At 40.4% G+C, this 23946-nt stretch carries 22 protein-coding genes; 4 read left to right on the top strand and 18 right to left on the bottom strand.

Annotation, left to right across the window (positions count from 1 at the left end; all coding sequences use genetic code 11):
- Positions 1-43: 43 nt before the first annotated feature.
- From NIE32_RS00355 to NIE32_RS00320, 8 genes are all read right to left on the bottom strand, one after another.
- The gene (locus NIE32_RS00355) at positions 44-2248 is read right to left on the bottom strand and encodes an ATP-dependent Clp protease ATP-binding subunit (protein ID WP_253051863.1); all 2205 of its coding nucleotides are present in this window, start codon (positions 2246-2248) and stop codon (positions 44-46) included.
- A 167-nt stretch (positions 2249-2415) separates the two neighbouring features.
- Positions 2416-2853, bottom strand: coding sequence for a universal stress protein (locus tag NIE32_RS00350; RefSeq protein ID WP_253051861.1), 438 nt, complete (start codon positions 2851-2853; stop codon positions 2416-2418).
- A 299-nt stretch (positions 2854-3152) separates the two neighbouring features.
- Positions 3153-5399 carry a CDP-glycerol glycerophosphotransferase family protein gene (locus NIE32_RS00345; protein WP_253051859.1) on the bottom strand — a complete coding sequence of 749 codons (2247 nt, stop codon included), beginning with the start codon at positions 5397-5399 and terminating at the stop codon, positions 3153-3155.
- 35 nt (positions 5400-5434) lie between these two features.
- Positions 5435-6565 (bottom strand): CDP-glycerol glycerophosphotransferase family protein, encoded by a 1131-nt coding sequence (locus NIE32_RS00340; protein ID WP_253051857.1) that lies wholly within the window; start codon positions 6563-6565, stop codon positions 5435-5437.
- A 46-nt stretch (positions 6566-6611) separates the two neighbouring features.
- Complete coding sequence (gene tagD, locus NIE32_RS00335) at positions 6612-7010, bottom strand: glycerol-3-phosphate cytidylyltransferase (protein WP_253051855.1); 399 nt, start codon at positions 7008-7010, stop codon at positions 6612-6614.
- 279 nt (positions 7011-7289) lie between these two features.
- Positions 7290-7721: a GtrA family protein gene (locus NIE32_RS00330; protein WP_253051853.1), complete on the bottom strand. Its 432-nt coding sequence runs from the start codon at positions 7719-7721 to the stop codon at positions 7290-7292.
- Positions 7722-7725: 4 nt separating this feature from the next.
- Positions 7726-8700, bottom strand: a complete 975-nt coding sequence (locus tag NIE32_RS00325; RefSeq protein WP_253052295.1) for a glycosyltransferase family 2 protein — start codon at positions 8698-8700, stop codon at positions 7726-7728.
- A gap of 137 nt (positions 8701-8837) precedes the next feature.
- Positions 8838-9473 carry a hypothetical protein gene (locus tag NIE32_RS00320; protein WP_253051851.1) on the bottom strand — a complete coding sequence of 212 codons (636 nt, stop codon included), beginning with the start codon at positions 9471-9473 and terminating at the stop codon, positions 8838-8840.
- A gap of 241 nt (positions 9474-9714) precedes the next feature.
- On the opposite strand from NIE32_RS00320, the gene NIE32_RS14150 reads away from it, so the two are divergent.
- Together NIE32_RS14150 and NIE32_RS00310 are read left to right on the top strand one after the other, a co-directional pair.
- On the top strand, positions 9715-9897 hold the full coding sequence (locus NIE32_RS14150) for a YjcZ family sporulation protein (protein WP_290443362.1): 183 nt from the start codon (positions 9715-9717) through the stop codon (positions 9895-9897).
- A 185-nt stretch (positions 9898-10082) separates the two neighbouring features.
- Positions 10083-11402 (top strand): hemolysin family protein, encoded by a 1320-nt coding sequence (locus tag NIE32_RS00310; protein ID WP_253051849.1) that lies wholly within the window; start codon positions 10083-10085, stop codon positions 11400-11402.
- A gap of 117 nt (positions 11403-11519) precedes the next feature.
- On the opposite strand, the gene cydC is transcribed toward NIE32_RS00310, so the two are convergent.
- From cydC to NIE32_RS00285, 5 genes are all read right to left on the bottom strand, one after another.
- Entirely contained in the window at positions 11520-13286 is a 1767-nt protein-coding gene (gene cydC, locus NIE32_RS00305) for a thiol reductant ABC exporter subunit CydC (protein ID WP_253051847.1), read from the bottom strand.
- Positions 13283-15055 (bottom strand): thiol reductant ABC exporter subunit CydD, encoded by a 1773-nt coding sequence (gene cydD, locus NIE32_RS00300; RefSeq protein ID WP_354326716.1) that lies wholly within the window; start codon positions 15053-15055, stop codon positions 13283-13285. Before cydD ends, cydC begins: the two co-directional genes overlap by 4 nt.
- Before the next feature lie 29 nt (positions 15056-15084).
- On the bottom strand, positions 15085-16128 hold the full coding sequence (gene cydB / locus NIE32_RS00295) for a cytochrome d ubiquinol oxidase subunit II (protein ID WP_253051846.1): 1044 nt from the start codon (positions 16126-16128) through the stop codon (positions 15085-15087).
- The gene (locus tag NIE32_RS00290) at positions 16085-17488 is read right to left on the bottom strand and encodes a cytochrome ubiquinol oxidase subunit I (RefSeq protein ID WP_253051845.1); all 1404 of its coding nucleotides are present in this window, start codon (positions 17486-17488) and stop codon (positions 16085-16087) included. The genes cydB and NIE32_RS00290 overlap by 44 nt, the downstream gene beginning before the upstream one ends.
- Positions 17489-17846: 358 nt before the next feature.
- Entirely contained in the window at positions 17847-18182 is a 336-nt protein-coding gene (locus tag NIE32_RS00285) for a MerR family transcriptional regulator (protein ID WP_253051843.1), read from the bottom strand.
- A gap of 198 nt (positions 18183-18380) precedes the next feature.
- Between NIE32_RS00285 and NIE32_RS00280 the strand changes: the two genes are divergently transcribed.
- A complete protein-coding gene (locus tag NIE32_RS00280) occupies positions 18381-18548 on the top strand; it encodes a Fur-regulated basic protein FbpA (protein ID WP_253051841.1) in 168 nt (55 codons plus the stop codon).
- 111 nt (positions 18549-18659) lie between these two features.
- Here the strand turns inward: NIE32_RS00280 and NIE32_RS00275 are convergent, their stop codons facing one another.
- Entirely contained in the window at positions 18660-19244 is a 585-nt protein-coding gene (locus tag NIE32_RS00275; RefSeq protein WP_253051839.1) for an RBBP9/YdeN family alpha/beta hydrolase, read from the bottom strand.
- Positions 19245-19347: 103 nt separating this feature from the next.
- Entirely contained in the window at positions 19348-19926 is a 579-nt protein-coding gene (locus tag NIE32_RS00270; protein ID WP_253052291.1) for a phosphatidylglycerophosphatase A family protein, read from the bottom strand.
- Between the two features lie 374 nt (positions 19927-20300).
- Between NIE32_RS00270 and NIE32_RS00265 the strand changes: the two genes are divergently transcribed.
- The gene (locus tag NIE32_RS00265) at positions 20301-20984 is read left to right on the top strand and encodes a DUF421 domain-containing protein (protein ID WP_253051837.1); all 684 of its coding nucleotides are present in this window, start codon (positions 20301-20303) and stop codon (positions 20982-20984) included.
- 74 nt (positions 20985-21058) lie between these two features.
- On the opposite strand, the gene NIE32_RS00260 is transcribed toward NIE32_RS00265, so the two are convergent.
- The 3 genes from NIE32_RS00260 to NIE32_RS00250 form a co-directional block, all read right to left on the bottom strand.
- A complete protein-coding gene (locus NIE32_RS00260; protein WP_253051835.1) occupies positions 21059-21289 on the bottom strand; it encodes a hypothetical protein in 231 nt (76 codons plus the stop codon).
- A gap of 64 nt (positions 21290-21353) precedes the next feature.
- Positions 21354-22334, bottom strand: a complete 981-nt coding sequence (locus NIE32_RS00255; RefSeq protein ID WP_253051833.1) for a hypothetical protein — start codon at positions 22332-22334, stop codon at positions 21354-21356.
- Between the two features lie 343 nt (positions 22335-22677).
- Positions 22678-23817, bottom strand: a complete 1140-nt coding sequence (locus NIE32_RS00250; protein WP_253051831.1) for a BMQ_0737 family morphogenetic spore coat protein — start codon at positions 23815-23817, stop codon at positions 22678-22680.
- Positions 23818-23946 lie beyond the last annotated feature (129 nt).

The following is a 23946-nucleotide window of genomic DNA, read 5'->3' as shown; positions in this document are numbered from 1 at the left end:
AAAGGTTTGTGGCGACGTTCCACCACAAACCTTTAATCTTTTCTTATTCAGCAGCAGTAACCTTAATTTCACCATTTACTTCATCCACGACCATTTTTGAATGTCCACTTTGATCAAGAAGCAAATCGGAAATTTGGTCTTCCACCTTTTCTTCAAGTACACGACGGAGCGGTCTGGCACCGAATTCAGGGTTATATCCAAGCTCTGCCAATTTCTTTTTAGCAGCATCTGTAATCGTAAGTTCAATTCCTTGTTCAGATGCAGCTTGACGAATATCACTAAGCATGAGATCCACAATAGAGAGTAAGTCTTCTTGCTTCAGCGCATTAAATTTAACAATGGAATCCAGTCGATTCAAAAATTCAGGTTGGAAATAGTTTTCGAGCTGTTTAATCATATCTTCACGGTTGTTTGTCGCCCCAAAACCGACAGATGCAGATTTATTTTTGATTCCTGCATTACTTGTCATAATGATGACCGTATCTTTGAAGCTTACCGTTCGACCTTGACTATCTGTTAATCTGCCATCATCAAGGATCTGCAAGAAGATGTGCATAACATCTGGATGTGCTTTTTCAATCTCATCCAGCAAAATAATGCTGTATGGTTTGCGACGCACTTTCTCAGTTAATTGCCCCGCTTCTTCATGACCAACATAGCCCGGAGGGGCTCCAATCAAACGAGATACTGAGTGCTTTTCCATGTATTCACTCATATCCAGCCGTATCATCGCTTCACGATCGCCAAACATTTCGTCGGCAAGTGTTTTTGCCAACTCAGTTTTTCCCACACCGGTTGGACCAACAAATAAGAACGAACCAATTGGTCGTGTCGTCTTGCGAAATCCAGTACGATTACGTCGAATCGCGCGTGAAACTTTTTCAACAGCTTCACCTTGGCCAATCACTTTAGCATTTAGCCGCTCAGCCAAATTTCGCATTTTATTCTGTTCATCAGCCTGCAATTTCCGTACCGGAATACCCGTACGTGTTTCAACGATTTGTTGAATCAATTCTGCATGAACAACGGCATCTTTATCCGTAACCGGTAATTCCGAACCGTTCGCTTTAATTTTCTCCAACTGCTCCAATTGTTTTTGGTATGCATGTTCCTGATCTCGCAGGTGAGCGGCCGTTTCGAATTGTTCATTTTTTGTTGCTTCAGCCTTTGCTGCAACAATTTCATCAATTTTTTTCTTCACACTCTCAGTATCGACAGGTGTTAAATTCAAGTTAACTTTAGAGCCGGATTCGTCCATCAAATCAATGGCTTTATCAGGCAAGAAACGATCTTGGATATAACGTGCTGACAAAGCGACACATGCTTGAATGGCTTCATCCGTATAATGAACATGGTGATATTTCTCATATTTTGACTGAATACCCTTCAGAATCTGAACGGTCTGTTCCTGAGTCGGTTCATTGACAATAACCGGTTGGAAACGACGTTCTAGAGCAGCATCCTTTTCGATCTTACGGTATTCATTCAACGTGGTAGCCCCAATAATCTGTAACTCACCACGTGCCAAAGCCGGCTTAAGAATATTTCCCGCATCCATTGATCCACCTTCAGCTGAACCTGCACCGACAAGCAAGTGAACCTCATCAATGAAGACAATGCAATTCTTTCGCTTTTCCAGTTCAGCCATTAATTGTTTCATGCGCTGTTCAAATTGTCCTCTGATTCCAGTTCCTGCAACCAGAGATGAAACATCAATCAGATAAATTTCTTTATTTGCGAGTTTTGCAGGTACTTTTCCTTCAACAATCTTTAATGCAAGTCCTTCAGCAATCGCAGTTTTTCCGACACCTGGTTCACCGATCAATACAGGGTTGTTCTTATTTCTTCGGTTCAGCGTCTCAATAACCAACTGAACTTCACGTTCACGCCCAATCACCGGATCAATTTTTCCTTGGCGTGCAGCTTCAGTAAGATTGCGACCTATTTGGTCGAGAAATCCTCCCCGTTGTCTTCCACCACCAGATGTCTTCTTTCCATGCATACCATCAAAATTCATTCCGTTTTCTTGTGCTCTATTTTCACTGGAAGCCATTGACGGCTGAATCAGACTCTTGAATAAATCATCAAATGGTGATGATCCACCGCCTTGAAAAAAGGATGGCATGCTAAAGTTATTTTTCATTCGAGAATAACATTCTTCACAAAGATGAAGATGTTTTTGCTGTCCATTTATCATCACATTCATTTCCACTACTGCTTGGTTCAATTTACATTCATCACAAAGCATAAGATCAAACCTCCTTCAGTTTGATTTTAGTGTCGATTAGGATCTTTTTTCTGACCTTATTTGACCTTATGGCTATATTATAGTCTGACCTTATTTGACTTTCAAGTATTAAGTAAAAAAAACCTTCGCAAAGTTTTCGGGCTTTGCAAAGGTTCTTCGTTAATTCCTTATTTCACAATCATGACTGGGCATTTAGCCAAGTTAAGCACTTTATTGCTGACGCTTCCAAGAATAACCTGTCCAAATGCACCCATGCCCCTGTTTCCCATTACAATTAAATCTTTTTTCGTGTCAGTGGCATAATCACAGATTTCTTGAGCAGCAATTCCGTATAGATGCTTCTTACGAAATTTAACCTTTGTATCCTGTACATTCTTTTTAATAATATCATCAAGCATTTTATTGCCTTCTTGTTCTTCTATTTCCTTAACGTTTGCATCCAAAGATGGACCAACCATGGAATAATAGGGGAAATAAATTGGAGAAGGACTCACATAAAGTAATGTGATTTCAGCTTCCGCCTTACCGGAAGCAATAGAAACGGCTTCCTGAACTGCACGAGAAGCAGGTTCGGAACCATCCACTGGAACGAGTATCTTATACATAATCAACACCAACTTTCACAATATTCATCATCTTATCTATTTGTTATATTTATAATATACCACATTTTCAGAATTTGTAAGCGTATTTTCAATGAGTCATAATGAACGTATTAAGACAATTTATTAACTTTATTTTCTCGGTGATGGACAGCCTTTAGAAAAATTAGATTGCAACCTGTTCATGAGGTGCTTTAATGACTCCTACGCTCCTTATCAAATTTTACGGGTCGGATCCGTTCCCCCATAATAATAACAACGCCCCGTTTTCAAGGAAACAGAGCGTTGTTATTGTAAACTAATTATTTAAAAACAGTTTTAACGACTTTCTCAGATGAATGTCCGCTTTCCAATGAACAAAATTTCTTGAAAAACGCATCAAATCTTTCCGAAACTGCAAATCCGGAAGCCTCAATTTCACGAATCGATCGAATGACATCCTCCGTAGTCGTTACCAGCGGCCCAGGTGCTTTCTGTTCAAATTCAAAATAGAATCCACGCAGATGATCACGGTAATCCTCAATATCGTAAGTGAAGAACACCATCGGTCGTCTTAAATTAGCAAAATCGAAGAAAACAGAAGAATAATCGGTAATTAACAAATCAGAAATCATATACAGTTCGCTAATATCCTCATAGTGTGAGAAATCATAAGCAAACCCTTCATAGTCAGACAAATCCAAGTGATCGGCAATTAGGTAGTGCATACGCATGATCACAATATAATCTTTTCCTAACGTTTCTTGCATGCGTTTAAGGTCAAGATCTAATTCAAACCGATAACGTCCTTTTCCATAGAATTGATTGTCACGCCATGTTGGAGCGTACAAGATCACCTTTTTATCTTTTGGAAGTCCGCAGCGATCCTTAATTGCGTCAATCGTCTGTTGATTATTTTTCTGATACAAGAAATCATTACGCGGATAACCGGATTCAATCATTGTATTTTCAAAACCAAAAGCACGAGCAAAGATTTCCGTTGAGTACGCATTAGGTGAGACAAGATAATCCCATCTTGATGACTCGGCAAGGAAATTCCGCTTATATTTCTCAGTATTCGTTCCTGGCATATGCACTTCTTCCATATCCATTGCAAGCCGCTTCAGAGGGGTTCCATGCCAAGTTTGAAGATAGATCGTATGTTTCGGTTTTGACATCCAGAGTGGCAAACGTACATTGGTTACCCAATAATTTGCCCGAGTCATCAGCATCAGCCATTTCAATGAAAAGCGCTTGACATAAGGGACTTGATGTTGCTCAAACAAATCAGTATAATTGGCATTTGCACTCCAAACCAATTGATACTCCGGACAATTCTCCCGCATATATTCATAGATAGCACGCGGATTACAGCTGTATTGACGTCCGAAGAAACTTTCAAACATGACCAAATTCTTCTTCATTGGCAAATGTGAAAGCATTTGGAAAGTGCGATGATAAAGCCCAGTAAATACTTTTGTCTTCCTCACGCGATTCCATCCACGCCTCACCTTGCCTTTAGCTGCATCAGCTAATGTGTACGGTGCAATTCGAAACGCGAGACTGTGATTACGATTACGCTTAATAATCAGACTCTTCTTCGCTTCCTTGAATTTCATAATATGGCGCCCTGTAATGACTTTTTGACGAGCTAATATTCTTACCGGACGCTCTGAAAAGAGCATGCCATTCTTCTTATGTGTCAATTCAAGTCGGAAATACAAATACATCGGTTCAGCGACATCTGAAAACTGTGCCGCAATCGGCTTTAAGTCTATTGCGAGCGAGAATCCGGCCCAGTCATAGTTTCGCCCAGTGGCTTGCGCAGCTTCCGTTAAATCAGGACGCGCTACATTTTCCGCACGCCATTCTGCAATGACTTCCTCATCTCGATTGACGAGTATTATTTTTTTCTGTAGGTCAGGTTTCGATAATACATCTGCGATTGGGAATACCACATGTCCTTCAAGAGTTAGCATAAAATGCCTGCTGATGGACGCCTGGTCTATTCTCGCCATGACGTGCACATCTTCCACACGCACCGATAAAGCATTTTTTTTCGTATAAAAGGGAACCATCATGAGGTCCTTTTCCTCATCATAGAGGCTAAATAAATCAAGCGATTGAAGGGGCTTAATCCCCCGTAAACGAATAGTTAAATTGAAGGGCGTCTCAATAGAATTCACTGCAGGAGCTGAACCTGTCTCTTTTTCTCCCTGTTCATCAAGTTCTGAATAAACGAGATCGATGAGCGATTGATCAACTGGCGCCGCAATAAAAAAGTCCCAATAGTCTCTATCAAACCAATTCTGCTTAATAGAAGACAATTCCATGATCGCAGTTCCAATCCAGTAATCTTCCTCATCCTTATGCACATCTTCAATAGGGAAAGAAAAACTGGAATCACCAAATCGGTCACTAACATAAAGGCTCATGCTTTTTATGTACTGTTCCTCTAAATCGGGATCAAAGCAGATCCGAATACTCCAACTTGAAGTATCCGCTTCGAATTTAATCATCCGCGGTTTAATCATCTTTTTTATATATTTCTCAGCTTGCTCACTGATCATTTCTCCCGCTCCTTCTAGCTAAATAGAAATCGATGTCATTTAATTTCATCAGTGTTCTTGAGTAAAAGTTCTTCAAAGAAATCCGCCACATTCCTACTTGAATATCCGTTTGAATAATGATTCCATCGCTTTGAAAAATTCGTGATTTTTTGTTGATCAAACGATTCTTTTTTAATGACTTTAATCAAATCATCTGTTGAATAAACAATTGGGCCGGGTACTTCTTGTTTATAACTTTCCCATAATCCCCGAGTTCTTACATATTCTTTCAAATCATACGGAAAAAAAATCATGGGTCGTTTCAGTAATGAGAATTCAAAAGGAATGGATGAATAATCTGTAATTAATAGGTCAGTCGCAAGTAACAATTCGTTCACACTTGACCATTTTGATCCATCAATCACAAAATTGTTCTCTCGGTTAAAATCAATTCGTCCTTTTTCCGCTGGATGAAGACGCAAAATAAGAACATAATTATCCTTTAACGCGTTTTCCATTTCCTTAAGTTCCAGTCCGAAACGTCCGTCATCAATGGGTACATCTCTAAAAGTTGGTGCGTATAAAATGATTTTTTTTCCGCCTGATTGCTGATGCAACGTCTTACTTATGTCGTCTTGCTTTAATCGATCAAAAAAAAGATCGGTTCTTGGAACACCCAAAGAAACAAAATGGGTATCATCCAAACCGAAAGATTGCTTAAAGATCTCCTGCATTGCATCAGATCCGACAACAATTTTATGAAAATTTTGGTAAACCGCTGCAAATCTGTTTCGTGCACGCTGTGTCCGATAGGCAACGGAATGGTCATTAAATCCAAAAGTTTTAAAGGCTCCGCACGCGTGCCAAAGTTGGATGCATTGTGCATTCTTTTTAAAAGAAGCAACTGAGAGAAAACCAAAATAATTATCAACCACAATTAATCTGGCTGTTGCCAGGTGAAAAGCCGAACGCACCATAGCCATAATGTTTGCTGTCTCAAACGGGATCACAGATCTCCCTGTTCCCGAAAAGAAAGTCTGCGTCCTTTTACCTCGGCAAAGAAAAATGATCTCTGTTTGATCAAATTGACGCCGCTGATTTATTTCATCATAAACAAATTGAATATTGTCCGTATACGAACAAACGAAGACAATTTTATTACGCAACGCAAAAATTTTGCAAAACATGAAAAGCGTTTTAAATACGTAAAGATAAAAATCAATCAGAATTTCTTTAACCATTTTTTACTGAGAAAAGATCATGTTTTATCTTCGTTGTCGAAATGCCAACAGTCCGCGGGAGATACACTACTTCACAATAATCTTTAAGGAAATCGAATTTCCCTTTCCAATCATCACCCATGACAAACGTGTCCACGTGATTATCTTTCACATCGGATATTTTTTGATTCCAATCCTTTTCAGGAATGACTTCATCAACATAACGAATCGCTTCAAGGATCAATTTGCGATTCTCATAACTGTGGTATGCTTCTTTGTGCTTAATGGCGTTAAATTCATCTGTTGAAAGGCCAACAATGAGATAATCACCCAGTTCTTTTGCACGTCTTAACAAATTAATATGTCCATAATGTAACAAGTCGAACGTTCCATACGTTAAAACTCTTTTCATTTCAATCTTCTCTCCTTTAATTCACATCATACAAGCCATGCATGAACTGTTTCTTTGATCTCATTCATCAAGGCGTCTACTCTATTTTGTCCAAACTCAGCTCTCACAATTAGTAAAGTGTAGCACGATTAATCAATCAGACTCTTGCTTATTATAATTCTAAATAGAATTGAGCACAAATGCACATATGAATACAAGCATTCTACATTTTGCACCCTCAGTTGTCAATAAATGATAAGCATTCCACTACACTTGTCAGTACATTCTGATATTTGCGACTTATGCTTTAAATACCCATAATTTGCTCAAAATAAAATTAAGAATAAGACCAATTGCTGTGCTTAACAATTTATCCAGATACAGCGGTAAAAATAGCATATTATGCATTGCAATTAAAGTAACACCTAATACAGCAACATTTAACAAAATAAAACGAACAACCCGTGACGATGAATGTTCTGAATTGGAAAAAGTTACTTTCGAATTCCATAGATAGCTATTCAGCATCCCTGCGCCATAAGAGATCACTTGTGCAACTGCATAAAATACAAACATGTAATGGGTAAGTAGAAAAAAAACTACAAAATCTACAGCCGTATTACTGACACCAACAAAGCCGAAAAGAACAGCTTGTTTTAACCAGTTCCACTTCATTTCAGCAGTTGTCATGGGTTGCTTTTTATTTACTTTCGATTGACTTTGATCATTCATGAGTTCACGAATCCTTTTCCTGCCTCGTTTTATACGTAGCTGTTTCAATAGTGTATCGTGGCCTTTTCTTCGTTTCATTAAAAATCTTCCCAATGTATTCGCCAATTACACCAATCGCGATTAATTGCATACCGCCAACCAGCCATATCGACAATATAAGTGATGTCCATCCACTAATCGTATGATCCAAAAGCCAGACAATAAGTGCATAGACTGCAATACCAGCACCGATCAAAACGAGAAGAAATCCAATACTCATCACTACTTTGATCGGAACAATACTAAAGGAGGTGATACCATCTGCTGCAAAGGCAAGCATTTTCTTTAATGGATATTTGGATTCTCCTGCATAACGTTTCTGCCTGTCATAGTAGACCTTAGCAGATGGATAGCCAAGCATTGGAATAATGCCACGTAAAAATAAATTTTCTTCTCGATATTTCATTAACTCCAATACAGCCCGTTGACTCAGCAATCGAAAATCCGCATGGTTAGGTACCAATTGAACACCAAGTTTGCCCATGAGCCGATAAAAAGCCATTGCACTCTGTTTCTTGAAAATCGTGTCCTCGTCTCGACTTCTTCTAACACCGTATACAACATCGCAACCTTCATAAAATCGATCAATAAACTCTGGAATTACATTCGCGTCATCCTGAAGATCTGCATCGATGGTGATAATACAATCAGTACTTCGGCTTATCGTCTCCATTCCTGCAATGAGCGCATTTTGATGACCAAAGTTTCTGCTTAATTTTAATCCTTTGATCCTTGCGGTTTTCTCAGCTTTTTGTTCAATAAGTAACCAAGTAGTGTCTGCACTTCCGTCATCAACAAACAGGATAAAACTTCGTTGATCAATCTTTTGTTCATCTACTAAATTTTCAAGTACATGGGTCAATACTTTGAAGGTTTCCGGCAAAACGGCTTCTTCATTGTAACAAGGGACGATAATACCCAGCAGTGTTTTCTCATTCATGATTCTCTGCCAACTTTCCATGCGCATAGCTTTAATCATTTACATAGTCCCATGATCTACAGATCACTAGTAGTATAGCTTAACGCCCTATATTGAGTTGTAAAATGAAAATCTTTTCACATCATGAGACCAGACGATCATTCGTCACGATTTAGTGCATCAATGGCCAATGCCGACCAGCTTTCCATTCGAGAATACACATCAGGTGTACGTAATTCATTTAGTGAACGCCAGCTGCCCTCAAGCTTGTCTTCTTCACGAACGGTAACAAAAGCATCGTCCGGTAATTTTATAGCGATCAGTACACCAATATGTACATGGCCCACCTCTGTGTCGTCATCATTGATTAATCCTATCGTTTGAATATCAAGATCCCCAGCATTTTCGATGCGTAATTCTTCATTTATCTCTCGATTTAGATTCGTTTGCAAGACTTCCTTAAAATTTGTCGCGTTGGTCACAGCATTCATATGACCACCAACGCCGATGGAAAGCTTGCCGTAAAGACGTGACTCTCCTCCTCCGCCCAAACGTCTGTATGTAAAGTAGAGGTTGCCCTTCTTAAGTACGGCATAGGGAATGGGCTGTTTATACAAAGGATTCTCTTCAGCATCCCCTCGTCGCATTACTTTATAGTGCTCTGCTATTCTTTTCTCCAGTTTCACGATATGCTCTTTTTCCTGCTCAGTGCCCTGAAAGGTTAGATCATCTGCACCTTCACCAAATAGGCTCGCTCTATTTACCACAATAATTTGTTCATCCATTTTACCCATCGATTACATCCTCCAAGTCGTAGTCTCTATTCCAAGAGTGGTGGAATTGTGCATTGATGTCAAGTAGTTGATTTGTTACATCTGGATTTCGTTCAAGAATCTGATCCAATGCATCTCGTGTTAGCAGACCTCTTCTGATCTCTCTCGAAACAGCAGAGATTAATGATTGGGCGTTTAATTCATCGCCAATTGTCATGAGGCAACATAGAATATCATATCTCGTGATAAAGGAGTGACTTGAATGGGCAACTTTGGTTTAGGCGGATATCCGTCCAATGCTCCATATGGCGGTGCTAGTGAAGGCTGCGGGTGCGGTGGCTACCCTTCTTACCCGGTAGGCGGCGTTTCTTGTGGTACTGGATTTGCGCTGATCGTTGTTTTGTTCATCTTATTAATTATTGTTGGCGCTGCTTTTTGCTCATAACGTAAATTAAGCATGAAATGTCTGGTTGGAGAACATCCACCAGACATTTTTTGTTTACTATAATCGAAAAAGAACAGGTTTTGTCATCCTTCTGCATCCAGTTTCAAAAAGCAATGGCATTCGTGTATAATAAGTGTAGATTACTTAATTACACATGTGGAGGTGACACCTGGGCATTTGATGCAATGCTCAGGACTCATTTGGACGAAACCATTGGTTTAGCAATCGTCATATTTTTAATCTTTTTAACGGCCTTTTTTGTTGCCGCTGAATTTGCGATTGTAAAAATACGTACGACCCGTTTGAATGAACTAATTAAGCTTGGAAATAAACGTGCTGCCGCTTCCAAGAAAATCGTTGATGACCTTAATTCATATTTATCAACCACTCAGCTTGGAATTTCAGTAACAGCGCTCGTTCTTGGATGGATCGGCGAACCTGCTGTTGCCCATCTCTTCAATCCTGTGTTCCAATGGCTCGGATTAAATAGTGCCATGATTCACACACTTTCTGTGATCACAGGATTTATCCTCATCACTTTTGCAAGTGTCGTTCTCGGTGAATTGGCACCTAAAGGTATCGCCATTCAAAGAGCAGAACAGATCACCTTAGCAATCGCTTTCCCTCTCATATGGGTTCATCGCTTACTTTTTCCTTTCGTGTGGCTTCTTAATGCGTTATCGAATGGGGTCATTCGCATGATTGGAATGAAACCTGATGAAAACCACGAAACTGCGCTAACGGAAGGGGAACTAAGGCTGACTTTAACTGATAGTTTTAAAAGTGGTGAAATCAGCCAAGGCGAGCTGCGTTATATGACACGTATTTTTGACTTTGATGAGCGGACAGCCAGGGAAATTATGGTACCGCGAACGGAAATTATTTGTATCTACAAAGAAGATCCGTTTGAAGAATCACTTCAGACTCTTCATAACGAGAAATTCACGCGATTTCCGATCGTCGAAGAGGACAAAGATCATGTCATCGGTATGATTAATATCAAAGACATGTTTACTGATGTACTGAATGATGAACTTCAGGCATTGGAACATTATATACGTCCGATACTCTCCGTACTTGAAACGACACCTGTCAGAACACTTCTTGAGAAGATGCAAAAAGAAAGTATTCACATGGCAATTCTTACTGATGAATATGGTGGTACTTCCGGTCTTGTCACTGTCGAAGATATTCTAGAAGAAATCGTCGGTGAGATTCGTGACGAGTATGACGAAGGTGAAGAGCCCCTAATTAAAAGGATTGATCCTGACAAAGCCCTTGTCGATGGAAAATTACTGATATCACATGTCAACCAGCAGTTTCAGATCGATATCGAAGAAGAAGGTATTGATACGATTGGTGGATGGATGCTTGCAGAAGATCCCAATGTTAAGGTAGGGTCAAAGCTCAATTACGAACATGTCACCTTTGAGGTCACAGAAATGGAAGCACATCAAATTCGAAAAATTATGATTACAAAGATGAAAGCATTGTATGAATCATAAATACTAGACTTTTTCTTAACTAACAAAGAGAGAAACGCTACGATTGCGTTTCTCTCTTTGTTTGTGTTCCGTGAATAAAAAGTACTGACTAAATTTACAAAGAATACGTAAAATCCTTTAAACCTCGGTTTTTTGCTCGTGTACTAACTGTCTTAAATGCTGGGGAACATCAAGAGCATATAAATGCTTGTAACGTTCCGATGCCATTAGGAGATGATCATGCGTTCCTTGAAGATGCACGCGTCCGTTCTCAAGAAAAATAACTTTATCCATTTGTTCCGTACCCATCAAATGATGCGTAATCCAAATGAGTGTCTTTCCTTCCAGGGTAGTGAAAATAGTTGCTAAAAGTGTACGTTCCGTTAACGGATCCAGTCCCACTGTTGGCTCATCAAGAATAACAACGGGCGTGTCACGTAGCAATATACGTGCAAGTGCAAGCCGTTCTCGTTCCCCACCGGAAAAAATAGAACCTGCTTCATGCATTTGTGTGTGGTACCCCTCTGGTAATTTTTCAATTAACTGATGCAAACCCACTTGTTTTGTTACTGCAACAATCTCATCAAACGTTGCATCAGGACTGCCTAATGCTAAATTATTTAACACAGAGGTATCAAATAAATGGGGATCCTGGCTAAGCACAGAAATTTGTGCGGAGCGATACGCTCCCATTTGATGTGCAGGAGTTCCATTCAAAGAAACAGTTCCATCGGTTGGCTCGAGTACACCATAGATTAAATGTGCTAGCGTCGATTTTCCCGCACCACTTCGTCCAATGACAGCTAATTTAGCACCTTGCGGTAACGTTAACGTGAGATCATGAACTGCCCAATCATCCGTCTCGGAATATTTAAAGGAAACATGGTCCACATCAAGAGTAATTGACTTAGCCTGATTTCTCCATTGTTCATTTATTATCTGCTCACGCGTTGAATCCTCTACGTCCTCAAGCTGCTCGAGCCGATTCAGTGATTGTTGATACTGTGGCAAACGCTCAACGGCTTCAGAAAGCGGAACAAATGACTCGGAAATAGAAAAAATAACTAAAGCAAATGCAGCAATCAACGTGTGATCCATCACTCCGTTTTGTACCATATGCCCGGACCAAATTACCATAATCATCACACAAATACCAATTAATCCCTGTGCAATAAAATCGCGCCATTTCCGATATCCATCCAGCTTAGCCTCAGCTAATCTTGACTTCTTTTCAATTTTCTCATAGCGATCAAGAAATCGCTCTTGTCTTCCGGACATCATCCAGTCAGCAGAACCAAGGACTGCATCGGTCAATTGTTCATACAGTTGATGCCGGTTTTGTGCAATTTTTCGATGATCGTTCTTCATTTGAACCAGTGATAATAAGGGAAGTATAATCGTTAATATCAACAGATAAAGTGCCATCATTAAAGCAAAGGAACGATCAAAGATACCGAGTACTGCAATCCATAAACCGTAAATAACCAAGGCGATACTGCCAGGAAGCACTGTCCGCAGAAAAAGGTCTTGCAGATGCTCAATGTCTTCAGAAAGCACACTCAAAATATTACCCGTTTTGTATTTTGAGCGAATAAAAAGAGCGGACGGTTCAAGCTTGGCATACAAGTGTGCCCGCATTTCTGATAATATCCGCAATATTGTATTATGACTTGCCAGTCGCCCTGCGTAATTAAATACAGCTCGAAACGTCCCGAATGTCCGCACACCGACAATAGGAACATAAATCATAAGGATATTTTCCGGCCGAAGTGCAGCTTTTGAGATTAAGAATCCGGATGTAAATAATAATCCTGAGGCACATAATAATGCCATTAAGCTTAAAAACGCAGCCAAGAGCAATCCGCGCCAATGTCGTTTTACAGATGGAACAAGCCATTCCTTCATAGGAGTCCCTCCAATTGCGCACAAACCATATCGAAATAAGCACCCTTTTTTCGGATCAATTCATCCTGAGTACCACTCTCTGCGATTTTCCCATTGTGAAGTACCACGATCCTGTCCATTTGTTCCATCCAATGTAACCGATGGGTTGCAAAGATCACAAGCTTATTCTCAAAGAGCTGAAGCATTGGTTGTTTCAGTTCATACTCTGTTTCAATATCCAGATGGGCTGTGGGTTCATCGAGCAACAGAATTGGCCGATCACAGAGAAAAGCTCTAGCTAACGCCACACGTTGTTCTTGTCCACCACTCAGTTGCCGTCCACCGCTGCCAATCTGTTCATCCATGCCTTCAGGCAAATGGTCAATCAAACCATTCAGCCCTGCCGCCTGGACCGCTTGAGCAATTTGTTGGTCAGTTGCATCCGGTTTATAAAAGGCAATGTTATCACGGATTGTTGCACTAAAGAGATAGGGATGCTGAGGGATATAGGTCACTTGCTCACGCCATCTCTGTGTTGAAAACGCGAAGTTTTGATCGTTCAGTTGTACTGTTCCTGAACTTGCTGAGATAAAGCCGCCGATCAAATCAATCAACGTTGACTTCCCTGCACCACTGGCTCCGATAATCCCGACTTTTTCAAGGCCTCTAAGGTTCATATTTATCTCGCGAAGCGTTGTCTTCTCGGCATCTGTGTACTGAAATGTAACGTCATGCATTTTCAACAGTGCATGTTTAGTCCAGCGAAGACTTTTTTGATGATCAGCTTCTGACATGTTCTCCAAATCAGTCGGAAGGTTTGTATAATCCTTCAATTGCTTCGTTGCTTCTTTCCCATCAAGCGTGGCATGGTAATCCTGCCCAAGTTCACGAACAGGTAAAAAGTATTCAGGTGCAAGGATCAGCACAGTAAGTGCCGGTTCTAGCAAAATATGTCCGTCCACCAAGCGAATACCGAGCGCTACCGCAACGAAAGCAATGGAAAGCATGGTAAAGAAGTCCAGTGCAAATGAAGACAAAAAAGCGAGTCGGAGCGTACCCATTGTCATACTGCGGTATTTATCACTGACACGATTAATCGTCCGCATATGAAGTTTACTAATGCCTAAATAGTAGAGTGTCGACAAGCCCCTTAGAGAATCAATAAAATGATTTGATAACACGCGGTATGATGCCCAACGGTCATCCATTTTCTTCTGAGCCGCAAGACCCAATAAGATCATAAAAATGATTAACACCGGCATGGTTATTAAAAGAATAAGCCCAGACATCCGGTCCGTCCAGAAAACATAGATCAGAATAAGTACAGGAATAATTCCATTTGCAACCATCTTTGGAATGAACAATTCCAGATATCTTCGTGCCTGTAGCACACCTTCAAGTGCAAGTGATACCAGCGCCCCAGTGCCTTCCCTCTTTGCTGATTGAGGTCCAATGATGAAGAGCTTTTTCAGGAATGCCCTTCTCAGCTCAACACTGGTGCGATCCGCAAATTTATAACAAGCCCTTTTAATTAGAAACACCATAAAATATCTACATACCATAACAATGAAAAAAAGGAGCAGATCGGAGCTTACGCTCGCAATCTGTTTCCCAGAAAAAAGGCCGGAAATCATCCGACCTAAAAATATCGCTTGCAGTATGAGGCATAACCCTTGAAGCGTAGTCAAAAGGGCTGTTAGGGCAAATAATGGCTTGGCACCCCGATAAGACAATAGTTCCCGATCCATTGATAAGCTTGGCGAAACCCCGTCTAATTTTCCGAGGGCCAAGCACTCACTTCCTTTCGGTCATTCTTCTCTCAGTATTCCAAGTGTTCTTTTTTTGAAACTCTTTTTCTAAATACATAATAGCTCCAAATGGAGTACCCGAGCACAAAAGGCAACAACGTTACCGCGACAATGGTCATCACAGTTAATGAATAGGAACCCGAGGCAGAATTATACACAGTTAAATCGAATGCAGGCTTAATATTACTGATCATTAATCTTGGGAACAATCCGATGAACAAGGAGCTGATTGTCAATAAGATCACTCCTGCGTTCATACCAAATGCCCATCCGTCTCGTTTTTTCGCTAAGAATAATGCAGATAAAATCAATATGATCACGTCAAGTGTGTAGATCGGAAAGAGAAATGCTCCACGCTTTGCAAATAGATCCGTTACGAAATAAGTAACCGCAACAAAAGCAAGTGCTGCCACTGCCAGAACCCAAAATACTTTTTTGGCAAAGGCACGCGCACGTTCTCTAAGCTCATCCGTTGTTCTCAAGCAGATGAAAACAAGTCCATGATAGAGACAAAGCAAGGTAATCAATAGTCCTCCAAGCACCGAATACGGATTAACGATACTCGTAAAGGTTGCGTGCATATTCATATTTTTATCGATTGGCAATCCATAAACTAGTGTTGAGAAGACAACACCCCACAAGAACGGACAGAGCAGGCTGGCAATGAAGATTGCCCAGTCCCAAGTGCCCGACCATTTTGGATGCTCAACTTTTGCTCTGTATTCAAAAGCTGTACCGCGTGCAATGAGTAACAGTAAGAGAACGACGAGTGGAACGTAAAAGCCGCTAAATAATGTTGCGTACCAGTCTGGAAACGCAGCAAACATTGCGCCGCCCGCTGTAATCATCCATACTTCATTGGCATCCCAAAAAGGCCCAATTGTATTAATCAGCATCCGCCGTTCGGTCTCATTTCGAGCAACAAAACGTGTCGCCATGCCCACGCCAAAATCATAGCCTTCAAGAAAAAAGAATCCGATAAACAATACAGCGATTAAAAGAAACCACAATTCATTCAGTAACAATGTGATAGCCCTCCCCGTCAAACGGGTCATTTGATTGAACCGTTGCTTTATTGTCTAAAGATGGCCCTTCTTTATATGTCCGAACAAATAAATAAACCATAACAACTGCAAGAATTGCATACATTGTAATGAATGCGATGATTGAGAAGAGTAATTCCCCCGCTGATACATTAGGTGAAACACTTGCTGCCGTTTGCATATAGCCAAATACTGTCCATGGTTGACGACCAATTTCCGTCATTAACCAACCGGTTGTACTGCCAATGAATGGAACTGCAATCGCAGCAACCATGATGCGCAAAAACCACTTACTATCCAATAACTTCTTTTTCCAAGCGAGAAAGATTCCAATAATTCCAAGGAGGCAAAGCACTGCACCCATTATTGTCATGATTCGAAAACTCCAAAAGGTTGCGACAACTGGTGGAATATAATTTCCCTTACCGTATTTTTGAACGTACTCTTTCTGTAGCGTGTCTATACCTTTTACATTACCACTTAACTTATCATAAGACAGTACGTCCAACAGATAAGGAATTTTAATCTCTGCAGAATTTTTATGATTTTTTGTATCAATATTGGCAAAAACTGTCCACGCTGCCGGACTGCCGCTGTCTTTCCAAAGTCCTTCACTTGCGGCCATTTTCATTGGCTGTGTCTGAACCAAATACTGTGCCTGCGCATGACCAAATAGCGCGATCAATACACTTGAAAAAAGTCCGATTATAATTGCTATTTTAAATGACTTCACATAAAAAGAGACATATTTCTTCGTTAATAGTGCAATTGCACTAATCCCTGCAACAACAAAAGCACCTGTAGCAAATGATCCGAAAATCGTGTGCGGAAATTCTACCCATAACTGTGGATTCGTTAATAATGCAAAAAAATCATTCATCTCCGCGCGTCCATTATGAATATGGAAACCAACCGGATGTTGCATGAATGAGTTTGCAGTCAGAATCCATAATGCAGACAAGCTCGTACCTAAAGTCACAAGCCAGATACAGGCAAGATGAGCACCTTTCGATAAACGATCCCAACCAAAAAGCCAAATACCAATAAATGTAGATTCCATAAAAAAGGCAAGTAATGCTTCAATTGCTAAAGGTGCGCCGAACACGTCACCCATGAATCGTGAATATTCAGACCAATTCATACCGAATTGGAATTCCTGAAGAATACCGGTTACAACACCGATTGCGAAATTGATAAGAAAAAACTTCCCCCAAAATTGAGCCATTTTCTTGTAGATTTCATTCTTTTTGACAACATACATCGTTTCCATAATCGATACAATAAGTACCATTCCGATAGACAAAGGTACGAAAAAGAAATGGAAGATGGTCGTTGCCGCATATTGAAATCTTGCTAAACTCAATATGTCCATACTCTCTCCTCTTTTCAATAATGCTGGGTTTAACTATTGCCATCAGTTATCGTGATGCATCTGCTTGATCATCATTTCATTCCTGAATAGCGAGTGTAACAGATGTCACACTCCACTATTTACTTTACAACTTCAAAAACATACTTTGCCCTCTTCTTCATGACAATTTTGTGAACATAATGAGTCGAGTTGCGCTTTGACCTGTGACAAAATTCATGGCAGAACGAATGAATACTGCTATATATTGCGGCTCTAATGGAAATATCTTCACTATTCGCTAAATTTTTCATGATCAAGAGTAAAAAAAAAGCCGGCTCATTAGCCGGAGAAAACGGTTTGTTCACATTGAATTTCAAACTTATAGATCTCTTTTGTTAAAATAAGCGTTTAATTGTCCTCGAATCATGCGCTCTCTCAGCTTATTGTCATAACGATTACTCTCTTTTTTCTGCATTTCTTTCCGAAGTTCAGAGGTTTGCATCCCATCTTCCATCCTATTGGCAATCTCCATGAGTGCTTCCACATCCGAAAATGAGTATTTTCGATTACCGCGTTCCGATCGTTCCGGAAAAATGAGCTTTCGTTTCTCATAATAACGGATTTGTCTTTCACTTAAACCTGTCAATTCACACACTGTGCCGATTGTAATAACTTTTTTGTAAAGATAAGCGTCTCTTTGAGCATTTGTCGTCATCTGATGCACCATCCTCTCTTCGCATCATTCGTCACTATAATTGTAAGATAATATTACAACACAAACAGTCAAGGATCAATATTTATGTAAGATATAGTGACACGTTATTAGACGAATGTTGCAGGATCAATTAAAATAGAAACTGAATTTTTTTGAACAGTACAATTTTACGCAGAGAAAGGCAAAGGATGGTGTGCAATGACTGAGTCACGCATAGAGAATAACGAAAAAAGAAAAAACGATCTTATCCGAAAGCTTCTCGATCGTGGGATCTTCAAAAATGGAGAGTACCAGCTCTATGAACTTTCGTTAAGTGAACTTGAACATACCTATAATAAAAATTTTTATAAGCGCACTATAAAATAAGCGAAAACAATAGGAGCAGTCCCTAGGGAACCCCGGCATCGACATCAGTAAATAAAATAGGTACTATATGAAAAGGTGTCCCACAGTCTATAGACTTGTGAGACACCTTCTTTAATCCTCGTTATGTATACAAAACGATCGACTTAAATCATCGCGCAGGCAAAGCTTGAGCATCCATGGCCACCCACCATAACCGGATTGCAAATTGATATGTCCTTGTTCAGGAAGTATGAGACAAGGAATTTGAAAATCAAGATACTCACAAATACGGTCTCTAGAGAGGAACGGATCATTCGTTGATAGAATTAATAATGACTCCTTCGCCGTGATCCGCAACACACGTTTATCAAATGGAAGCGGGAAGAAATTTTGAATTTCAGCCTTGTCCAGACCATTTGATGGCGGACAAACCATGATCAACCGGCTGACTTTCCGTTCTTGATGCTGCGCTGCATAATGGATCCACAAGATACATCCAAGACTATGCGTGACAACAACCAAGGGATCATCTTCAGGGATTGCATGCATCGTATCGTCAAGACAGCTCAACCACTCATCCTTTTTCGGATGATCCCAATCTGGAAGATTTGGAAACCAAACATTCTTACCTTGCGCCTTTAATTCATTCGTTAGCCATTCTTGCCAATGCCCACCTGTACTGCCGCCAAGTCCATGCAGTACCAGATAATTTGTCATATCCAGCACCTCATTTTACCCTCAATACTACTTCACGATTTATTTGAACTATGATTATTTTATTATACCATTGATAAAACGGACCCGATAGATCCGGATCCGTTTATTTGTCTTTATTTTGAGTGAGACGACTTTCTTCTTCGTCTCTGACGCGATGTGCAAGCCGACTTGAGGCATCTGCTGCGATACTGGCAATCAAATCGTCCAGGAATGTATTTACTTTTCCTTCTTTTGCCAAATCAAGGTTACCAATAATCCTCGGTTTCACTTTATCGAGATACCCAAAAGTGGTTGCAGCGATGCTTCCAAAGCTTGAGACCGCACCAAGCGCGATCGTTTCATCAACTCCAAACAAGCCTTCATCCTGATCAACGAGTGATTGAAGCGGTTCAGAAAGTAATTTTTTCTCAGCCAGCCGATCCAGTTCAATACCCACCAAGATCGCATGTTGTAATTCGCGTTTTGCAAGCACACCTTTCACATTCTCAATACATATCTCTATTGTTAATCCCGACATAAACGGTTTCTGCAAATCAAAAACAATTTCAGCTATATCCTTTAGCTCAACTCCACGTTCCTCCAAAGCAGCTTCCACTGCATTTGCTACTGCGCGAGAAGTCACTCTCTTCTTATTCGCTGAATAAAAAGTAGCACCTTTAGGTAATCCCGGAGCATAGGTCATACTTTTAGAAAAGTGTTGCTCACTCATTCATCTCGATCTCCTTTCATAAACCCCAGAGAAGTAAATACTGGGGCGTTCTGCACAAATGAAAAATAATTCCTATCATCCGCTTAAAGATGCAATTCGCCTCATTCCATTTTATGCAATTCGAAAATGACGATTCATCGAAAAAGCAATAATATTTTTAGTGAAACAGTAAATCGTTACCCTATTTAGAATTATATTCCAATTTTATTGACTCTGCTATCATTGCCCAATAGGCAGTTCTGAATCAAGAACGTGAATTCAATAAGTATTTCTTATTCCGTATAAAAGTCATTGTACATCACCAAACTAACATTGCTCAAATATCCTATCGAAAAGGCTTGATTCCCATGCATTCATTTTTTTCCATTGCCATTGAATTAAGTGTTGGCTTATTTGCTTTGCTCATCCTAACTAAGGTTATGGGCAGAGCATCATTATCCGAATCCACACCATTCGATTTCATTTCAATGATCGTTGTCGGCGACTTTGTCAGCGATGCAATCTATGACCCGGAAACACACATTTTTAAAGTGATTTTCGCGATCCTTTTCTGGGGAAGCTTAATTTACATTATTGATGTTGTGACTTTAAAGTTTCACAAATCACGCGGTTTTTTTGAAAGCCAACCGTCCTTGGTCATTAATAAAGGAATGATTGACAGAAACGTTATGAAAAAAAATCGAGTGGATATGAATCACCTTCAGATGCTTCTACGCGATCGGGATATCTTTTCATTTAAAGAAGTTGAGTTCGCCATTTTGGAACCGAACGGAAAGATTTCAATCATTAGAAAGCCAGAGTATGAAACAACAAAACGAGGGGACTTGGACCTAGCTACCCGGTCGGTCTCCATCCCTGTTACGTTAATCAGTGACGGCGTTATTATCAACAGAAACTTAAATCGTTTAGGAAAAACAGAACAGTGGTTGATCAGCGAATTGAAGAAACACTCAATTGAAGATTCGGCAACAGTAATGATCGCCGAATGGCATGATGAAGATGGGCTATTTGTTCAAACGATTGTCTCTTAGGGAAACCAAAGAAAAACCGGGCAAGCTCTGTCCGGCAAGTTGCATCGTAATCCTTCCATCTGTTTCGTTTCTTCTTATTCTTTCTCTTTTTGAGGTTCAGTATCTCGAGGAGCACTATTCGGAATCGGGAATCCCCAGAAGTCGCGTGCAATCGGCTGGTTGGTGTTCGGTTGCCGAATTGGTCCGCCATGGAACGGTCCATTGTTCTGCTCTTTGTGTTCCTGCTGAATAATGACTTCGTCCGCTTTGATAATTAATTTTCCAACACGAATGACCTTAGGTTCTTTTTTACTTTCTTCTGCCATATGAATCTCCTCCTTAATGGTCTCCTGACAGAATATGCAGATACCCGGTCATCTGTGTAGCGAATTACTTTTCTTCTCTAGATACCATGCTTATCACAATCTGGTTGCCACATTTGATTTTGTACTCATCCTCTCCAAAGAACACAAAACACTCGATCCGGACAGAATCTGAATAGGTGTGGTCAATTGGAATTTGAAAATTATTGAAGGCTATGGATTGTCCCGGAAGAAGATCAGACAATTCAAGTGGTCTCACCCAAATTTCTCCATTCTGGTTGGTATCTTGATCTTCTTCCGTATCAAGAATCACCCACAGATGCTCGCCTTGTTCTCGATCTTCGCCGTAAGCATCCTCCTCGTGAACCACTCGCCCTTTTAATGTTGCTAAATCTCCGGGATGAAAACGAAAGCAAACCGTTGGTGTCTTCAGGGGTATGGAGCCCGTATTTTCAATAATAACATCCCCTTGAATAACACTTTTAAAGCCGTTTAGCATCCATACATAATTTAAAAAGGCAACCGCACGGGATTTCAAATCATTATGGTCATCGCCAGGCGTAGGTACCGGAACTGCCTTTTTCTGCTCGTTTTTCAACCGACGTTCAAGAATTGCGATCCGTCTTTCATAGATTTCGATACGGTTCACCTTTTCATTTAATGCTTTCTGCATGTCTGTTAAGAGTTTTTCATAGCCCTCTACACGATGATGGTAGATTTCATCTGAAAGATCTGAATCTGCGCGCTGGTTTCTTTTCAAGTCGGCAATTTTCTTTTCAGCTTCTTCAATTTTCTCTCGCGCCGCTTGTAATTGATCATTTAACGCATCATATTCTTTTTTCAACTCAGCGGACTTACGCTGTATCTCAACTTTAAGTTGTTCAGCTTTCCTCGATTTGACTTGTTCATCTTCCAGCTCACTTTTGAGTTGCACGACTTCTTCTCTGGCAAAAATCACTGCTTGCTCAAGTTTCAGCGCCTTATTGCGGTAGAATTTCTGCCGATCTTCCAGTGATGCGCTATTTAACTTATCTTTTTGATTGACCAAGATAGGCGCCTCCCCATATATGTCATCACTGAGTTCAGTATATGTTCGGTGTCCTTGTCCATTGCCTGCCCCTATTTTTTTGCAGCTCCCTTTACATTGATCGCGACAATTAAGGAAGACAACATTTTTGGTTATACTCAACCGTTCAAAGTAATGAGAAAAACCGGGCCGAAAAAAACCACCCAGTCCTTAATTTCCATCGATTGTGCTGCGATATCCTCTTACCAAAAGCGATCTATAAGCATCCTCATCCATGTATGTTCTCTGCGGGTCATGAATGTTTCTTATCTTTCAAAAAAAATTGAGAGTGAATCAATCACTCTCATTACAAACGAGATTCTTTTCAAAGTTCTACGTGGAGACTTTCATCATTTGTCTCCACCAAACCGGTTTCGAATGTTACTTTATCTTTCTTCCCATCAATCAGTTTCAAGCTAAATTTGCTTGATTCTGTTCCGCTTGCCAGATCTAGTGTAAAATCCAGCTTTTCATCATTATCCGCTTTACCTTCTCCTGCGAGCTTCAAAATGGCGTATCCATTTTTCTCGAAGGCTTCCAAACTTTCTGGATCAACATGCGTAGCATTAAAGGTTAAGCTTTTGCTGTCGCTCCCTTTATTTGAATCTTCGAACTTGAATTTAACAGAACTGTCTTCCAACTGTCCATTTGGAGCAATATTGACCTTGAGACCTGCAACGCCCTTTAATTCAGATCCTTCGGTAATCGAACCACTTACTTTACCACGCGCGCTTGCGCAGTAATGTTTTCCTGGGAAAATATCCTCACATTGCTTTGGAAAATCCGGCTCTGGACAATGGTCATCCCATTCTGGATCATGGACATGAATGTCATTACCGCGAGGATCGCAGAATTTAGCCTTTACTTCCAACTTAACCTCTGCTTCTACTTGAATATCGGCGCAGAAGAATACTTTAATCCGCAATGTTTGCGGGAACGGGCCGTTCAGAATGATCGAATCGCCTAACAAACGTGAGGTGATCTTTGAAATTCTGCAAAATAGATCGGTTCCATCTGGATAGCAAAGCGCAAAAGATTCAAGTGCCGAGACGTCTGTTTTTACTTTTGCAACTTCCTCTCCCTGTCTGTCGACGACAAGTACAGTAATCGTAGCAGTAAACAGTAAATCTACCAATTCAGCGCTGACTTCATGCCCGTGCAGCCATCCTGTTACAGGACGCTTTTCTCCAACCTGCTCACAGAAGAAATCTTTATGATGGCCCTTTTTTGCCTCACTAGTACCAAGTGGAAATAAAGGCGGAGTTTTCGGTGCTTTAACCACCACTTGAAGTGGTCTTCTGTATGGATCGGACAAAGCGCGATCAATGTCTTCAAGCTGCGCTTCAGTAAAACGGATTCTAACCTTTGTCGGTATTCTGTCCGTTACCCAGTCATAGACCTTGGGAACTCTGATACACTCATCTTTAAGCCCACTATGTGGCTTAGATATCAATTTACTTCCCATTCAAAACCTTCCTTTCTAACAAATATAAAAACATGGTTGGTTGTTTCCCTACATAGTATGGATATGGCATGGGGATTGGCACACATATCGCTGCCCATTTTGTGCTAATAACTAGAAAAATGACAATGA

The organism is Sporolactobacillus kofuensis (assembly GCF_024125425.1).
In the GTDB taxonomy this organism is placed as follows: Bacteria; Bacillota; Bacilli; order Bacillales; family Sporolactobacillaceae; genus Sporolactobacillus; species Sporolactobacillus kofuensis.
The sequence above is the reverse complement of the archived record's forward strand: the minus strand, read 5'-3'. Positions and strand labels throughout refer to the sequence as shown.

Bases quoted from the DNA above. Each gene is read 5' to 3' on its own strand.
- NIE32_RS00355 (WP_253051863.1), bottom strand. From the start codon at position 2,248: ATGCTTTGTGATGAATGTAAATTGAACCAAGCAGTAGTGGAAATGAAT.
- NIE32_RS00350 (WP_253051861.1), bottom strand. From the start codon at position 2,853: ATGTATAAGATACTCGTTCCAGTGGATGGTTCCGAACCTGCTTCTCGT.
- NIE32_RS00345 (WP_253051859.1), bottom strand. From the start codon at position 5,399: ATGATCAGTGAGCAAGCTGAGAAATATATAAAAAAGATGATTAAACCG.
- NIE32_RS00340 (WP_253051857.1), bottom strand. From the start codon at position 6,565: ATGTTTTGCAAAATTTTTGCGTTGCGTAATAAAATTGTCTTCGTTTGT.
- tagD (WP_253051855.1), bottom strand. From the start codon at position 7,010: ATGAAAAGAGTTTTAACGTATGGAACGTTCGACTTGTTACATTATGGA.
- NIE32_RS00330 (WP_253051853.1), bottom strand. From the start codon at position 7,721: ATGAATGATCAAAGTCAATCGAAAGTAAATAAAAAGCAACCCATGACA.
- NIE32_RS00325 (WP_253052295.1), bottom strand. From the start codon at position 8,700: ATGAATGAGAAAACACTGCTGGGTATTATCGTCCCTTGTTACAATGAA.
- NIE32_RS00320 (WP_253051851.1), bottom strand. From the start codon at position 9,473: ATGGGTAAAATGGATGAACAAATTATTGTGGTAAATAGAGCGAGCCTA.
- NIE32_RS14150 (WP_290443362.1), top strand. From the start codon at position 9,715: ATGGGCAACTTTGGTTTAGGCGGATATCCGTCCAATGCTCCATATGGC.
- NIE32_RS00310 (WP_253051849.1), top strand. From the start codon at position 10,083: ATGCTCAGGACTCATTTGGACGAAACCATTGGTTTAGCAATCGTCATA.
- cydC (WP_253051847.1), bottom strand. From the start codon at position 13,286: ATGAAGGAATGGCTTGTTCCATCTGTAAAACGACATTGGCGCGGATTG.
- cydB (WP_253051846.1), bottom strand. From the start codon at position 16,128: ATGACCCGTTTGACGGGGAGGGCTATCACATTGTTACTGAATGAATTG.
- NIE32_RS00290 (WP_253051845.1), bottom strand. From the start codon at position 17,488: ATGGACATATTGAGTTTAGCAAGATTTCAATATGCGGCAACGACCATC.
- NIE32_RS00285 (WP_253051843.1), bottom strand. From the start codon at position 18,182: ATGACGACAAATGCTCAAAGAGACGCTTATCTTTACAAAAAAGTTATT.
- NIE32_RS00280 (WP_253051841.1), top strand. From the start codon at position 18,381: ATGACTGAGTCACGCATAGAGAATAACGAAAAAAGAAAAAACGATCTT.
- NIE32_RS00275 (WP_253051839.1), bottom strand. From the start codon at position 19,244: ATGACAAATTATCTGGTACTGCATGGACTTGGCGGCAGTACAGGTGGG.
- NIE32_RS00270 (WP_253052291.1), bottom strand. From the start codon at position 19,926: ATGACCTATGCTCCGGGATTACCTAAAGGTGCTACTTTTTATTCAGCG.
- NIE32_RS00265 (WP_253051837.1), top strand. From the start codon at position 20,301: ATGCATTCATTTTTTTCCATTGCCATTGAATTAAGTGTTGGCTTATTT.
- NIE32_RS00260 (WP_253051835.1), bottom strand. From the start codon at position 21,289: ATGGCAGAAGAAAGTAAAAAAGAACCTAAGGTCATTCGTGTTGGAAAA.
- NIE32_RS00250 (WP_253051831.1), bottom strand. From the start codon at position 23,817: ATGGGAAGTAAATTGATATCTAAGCCACATAGTGGGCTTAAAGATGAG.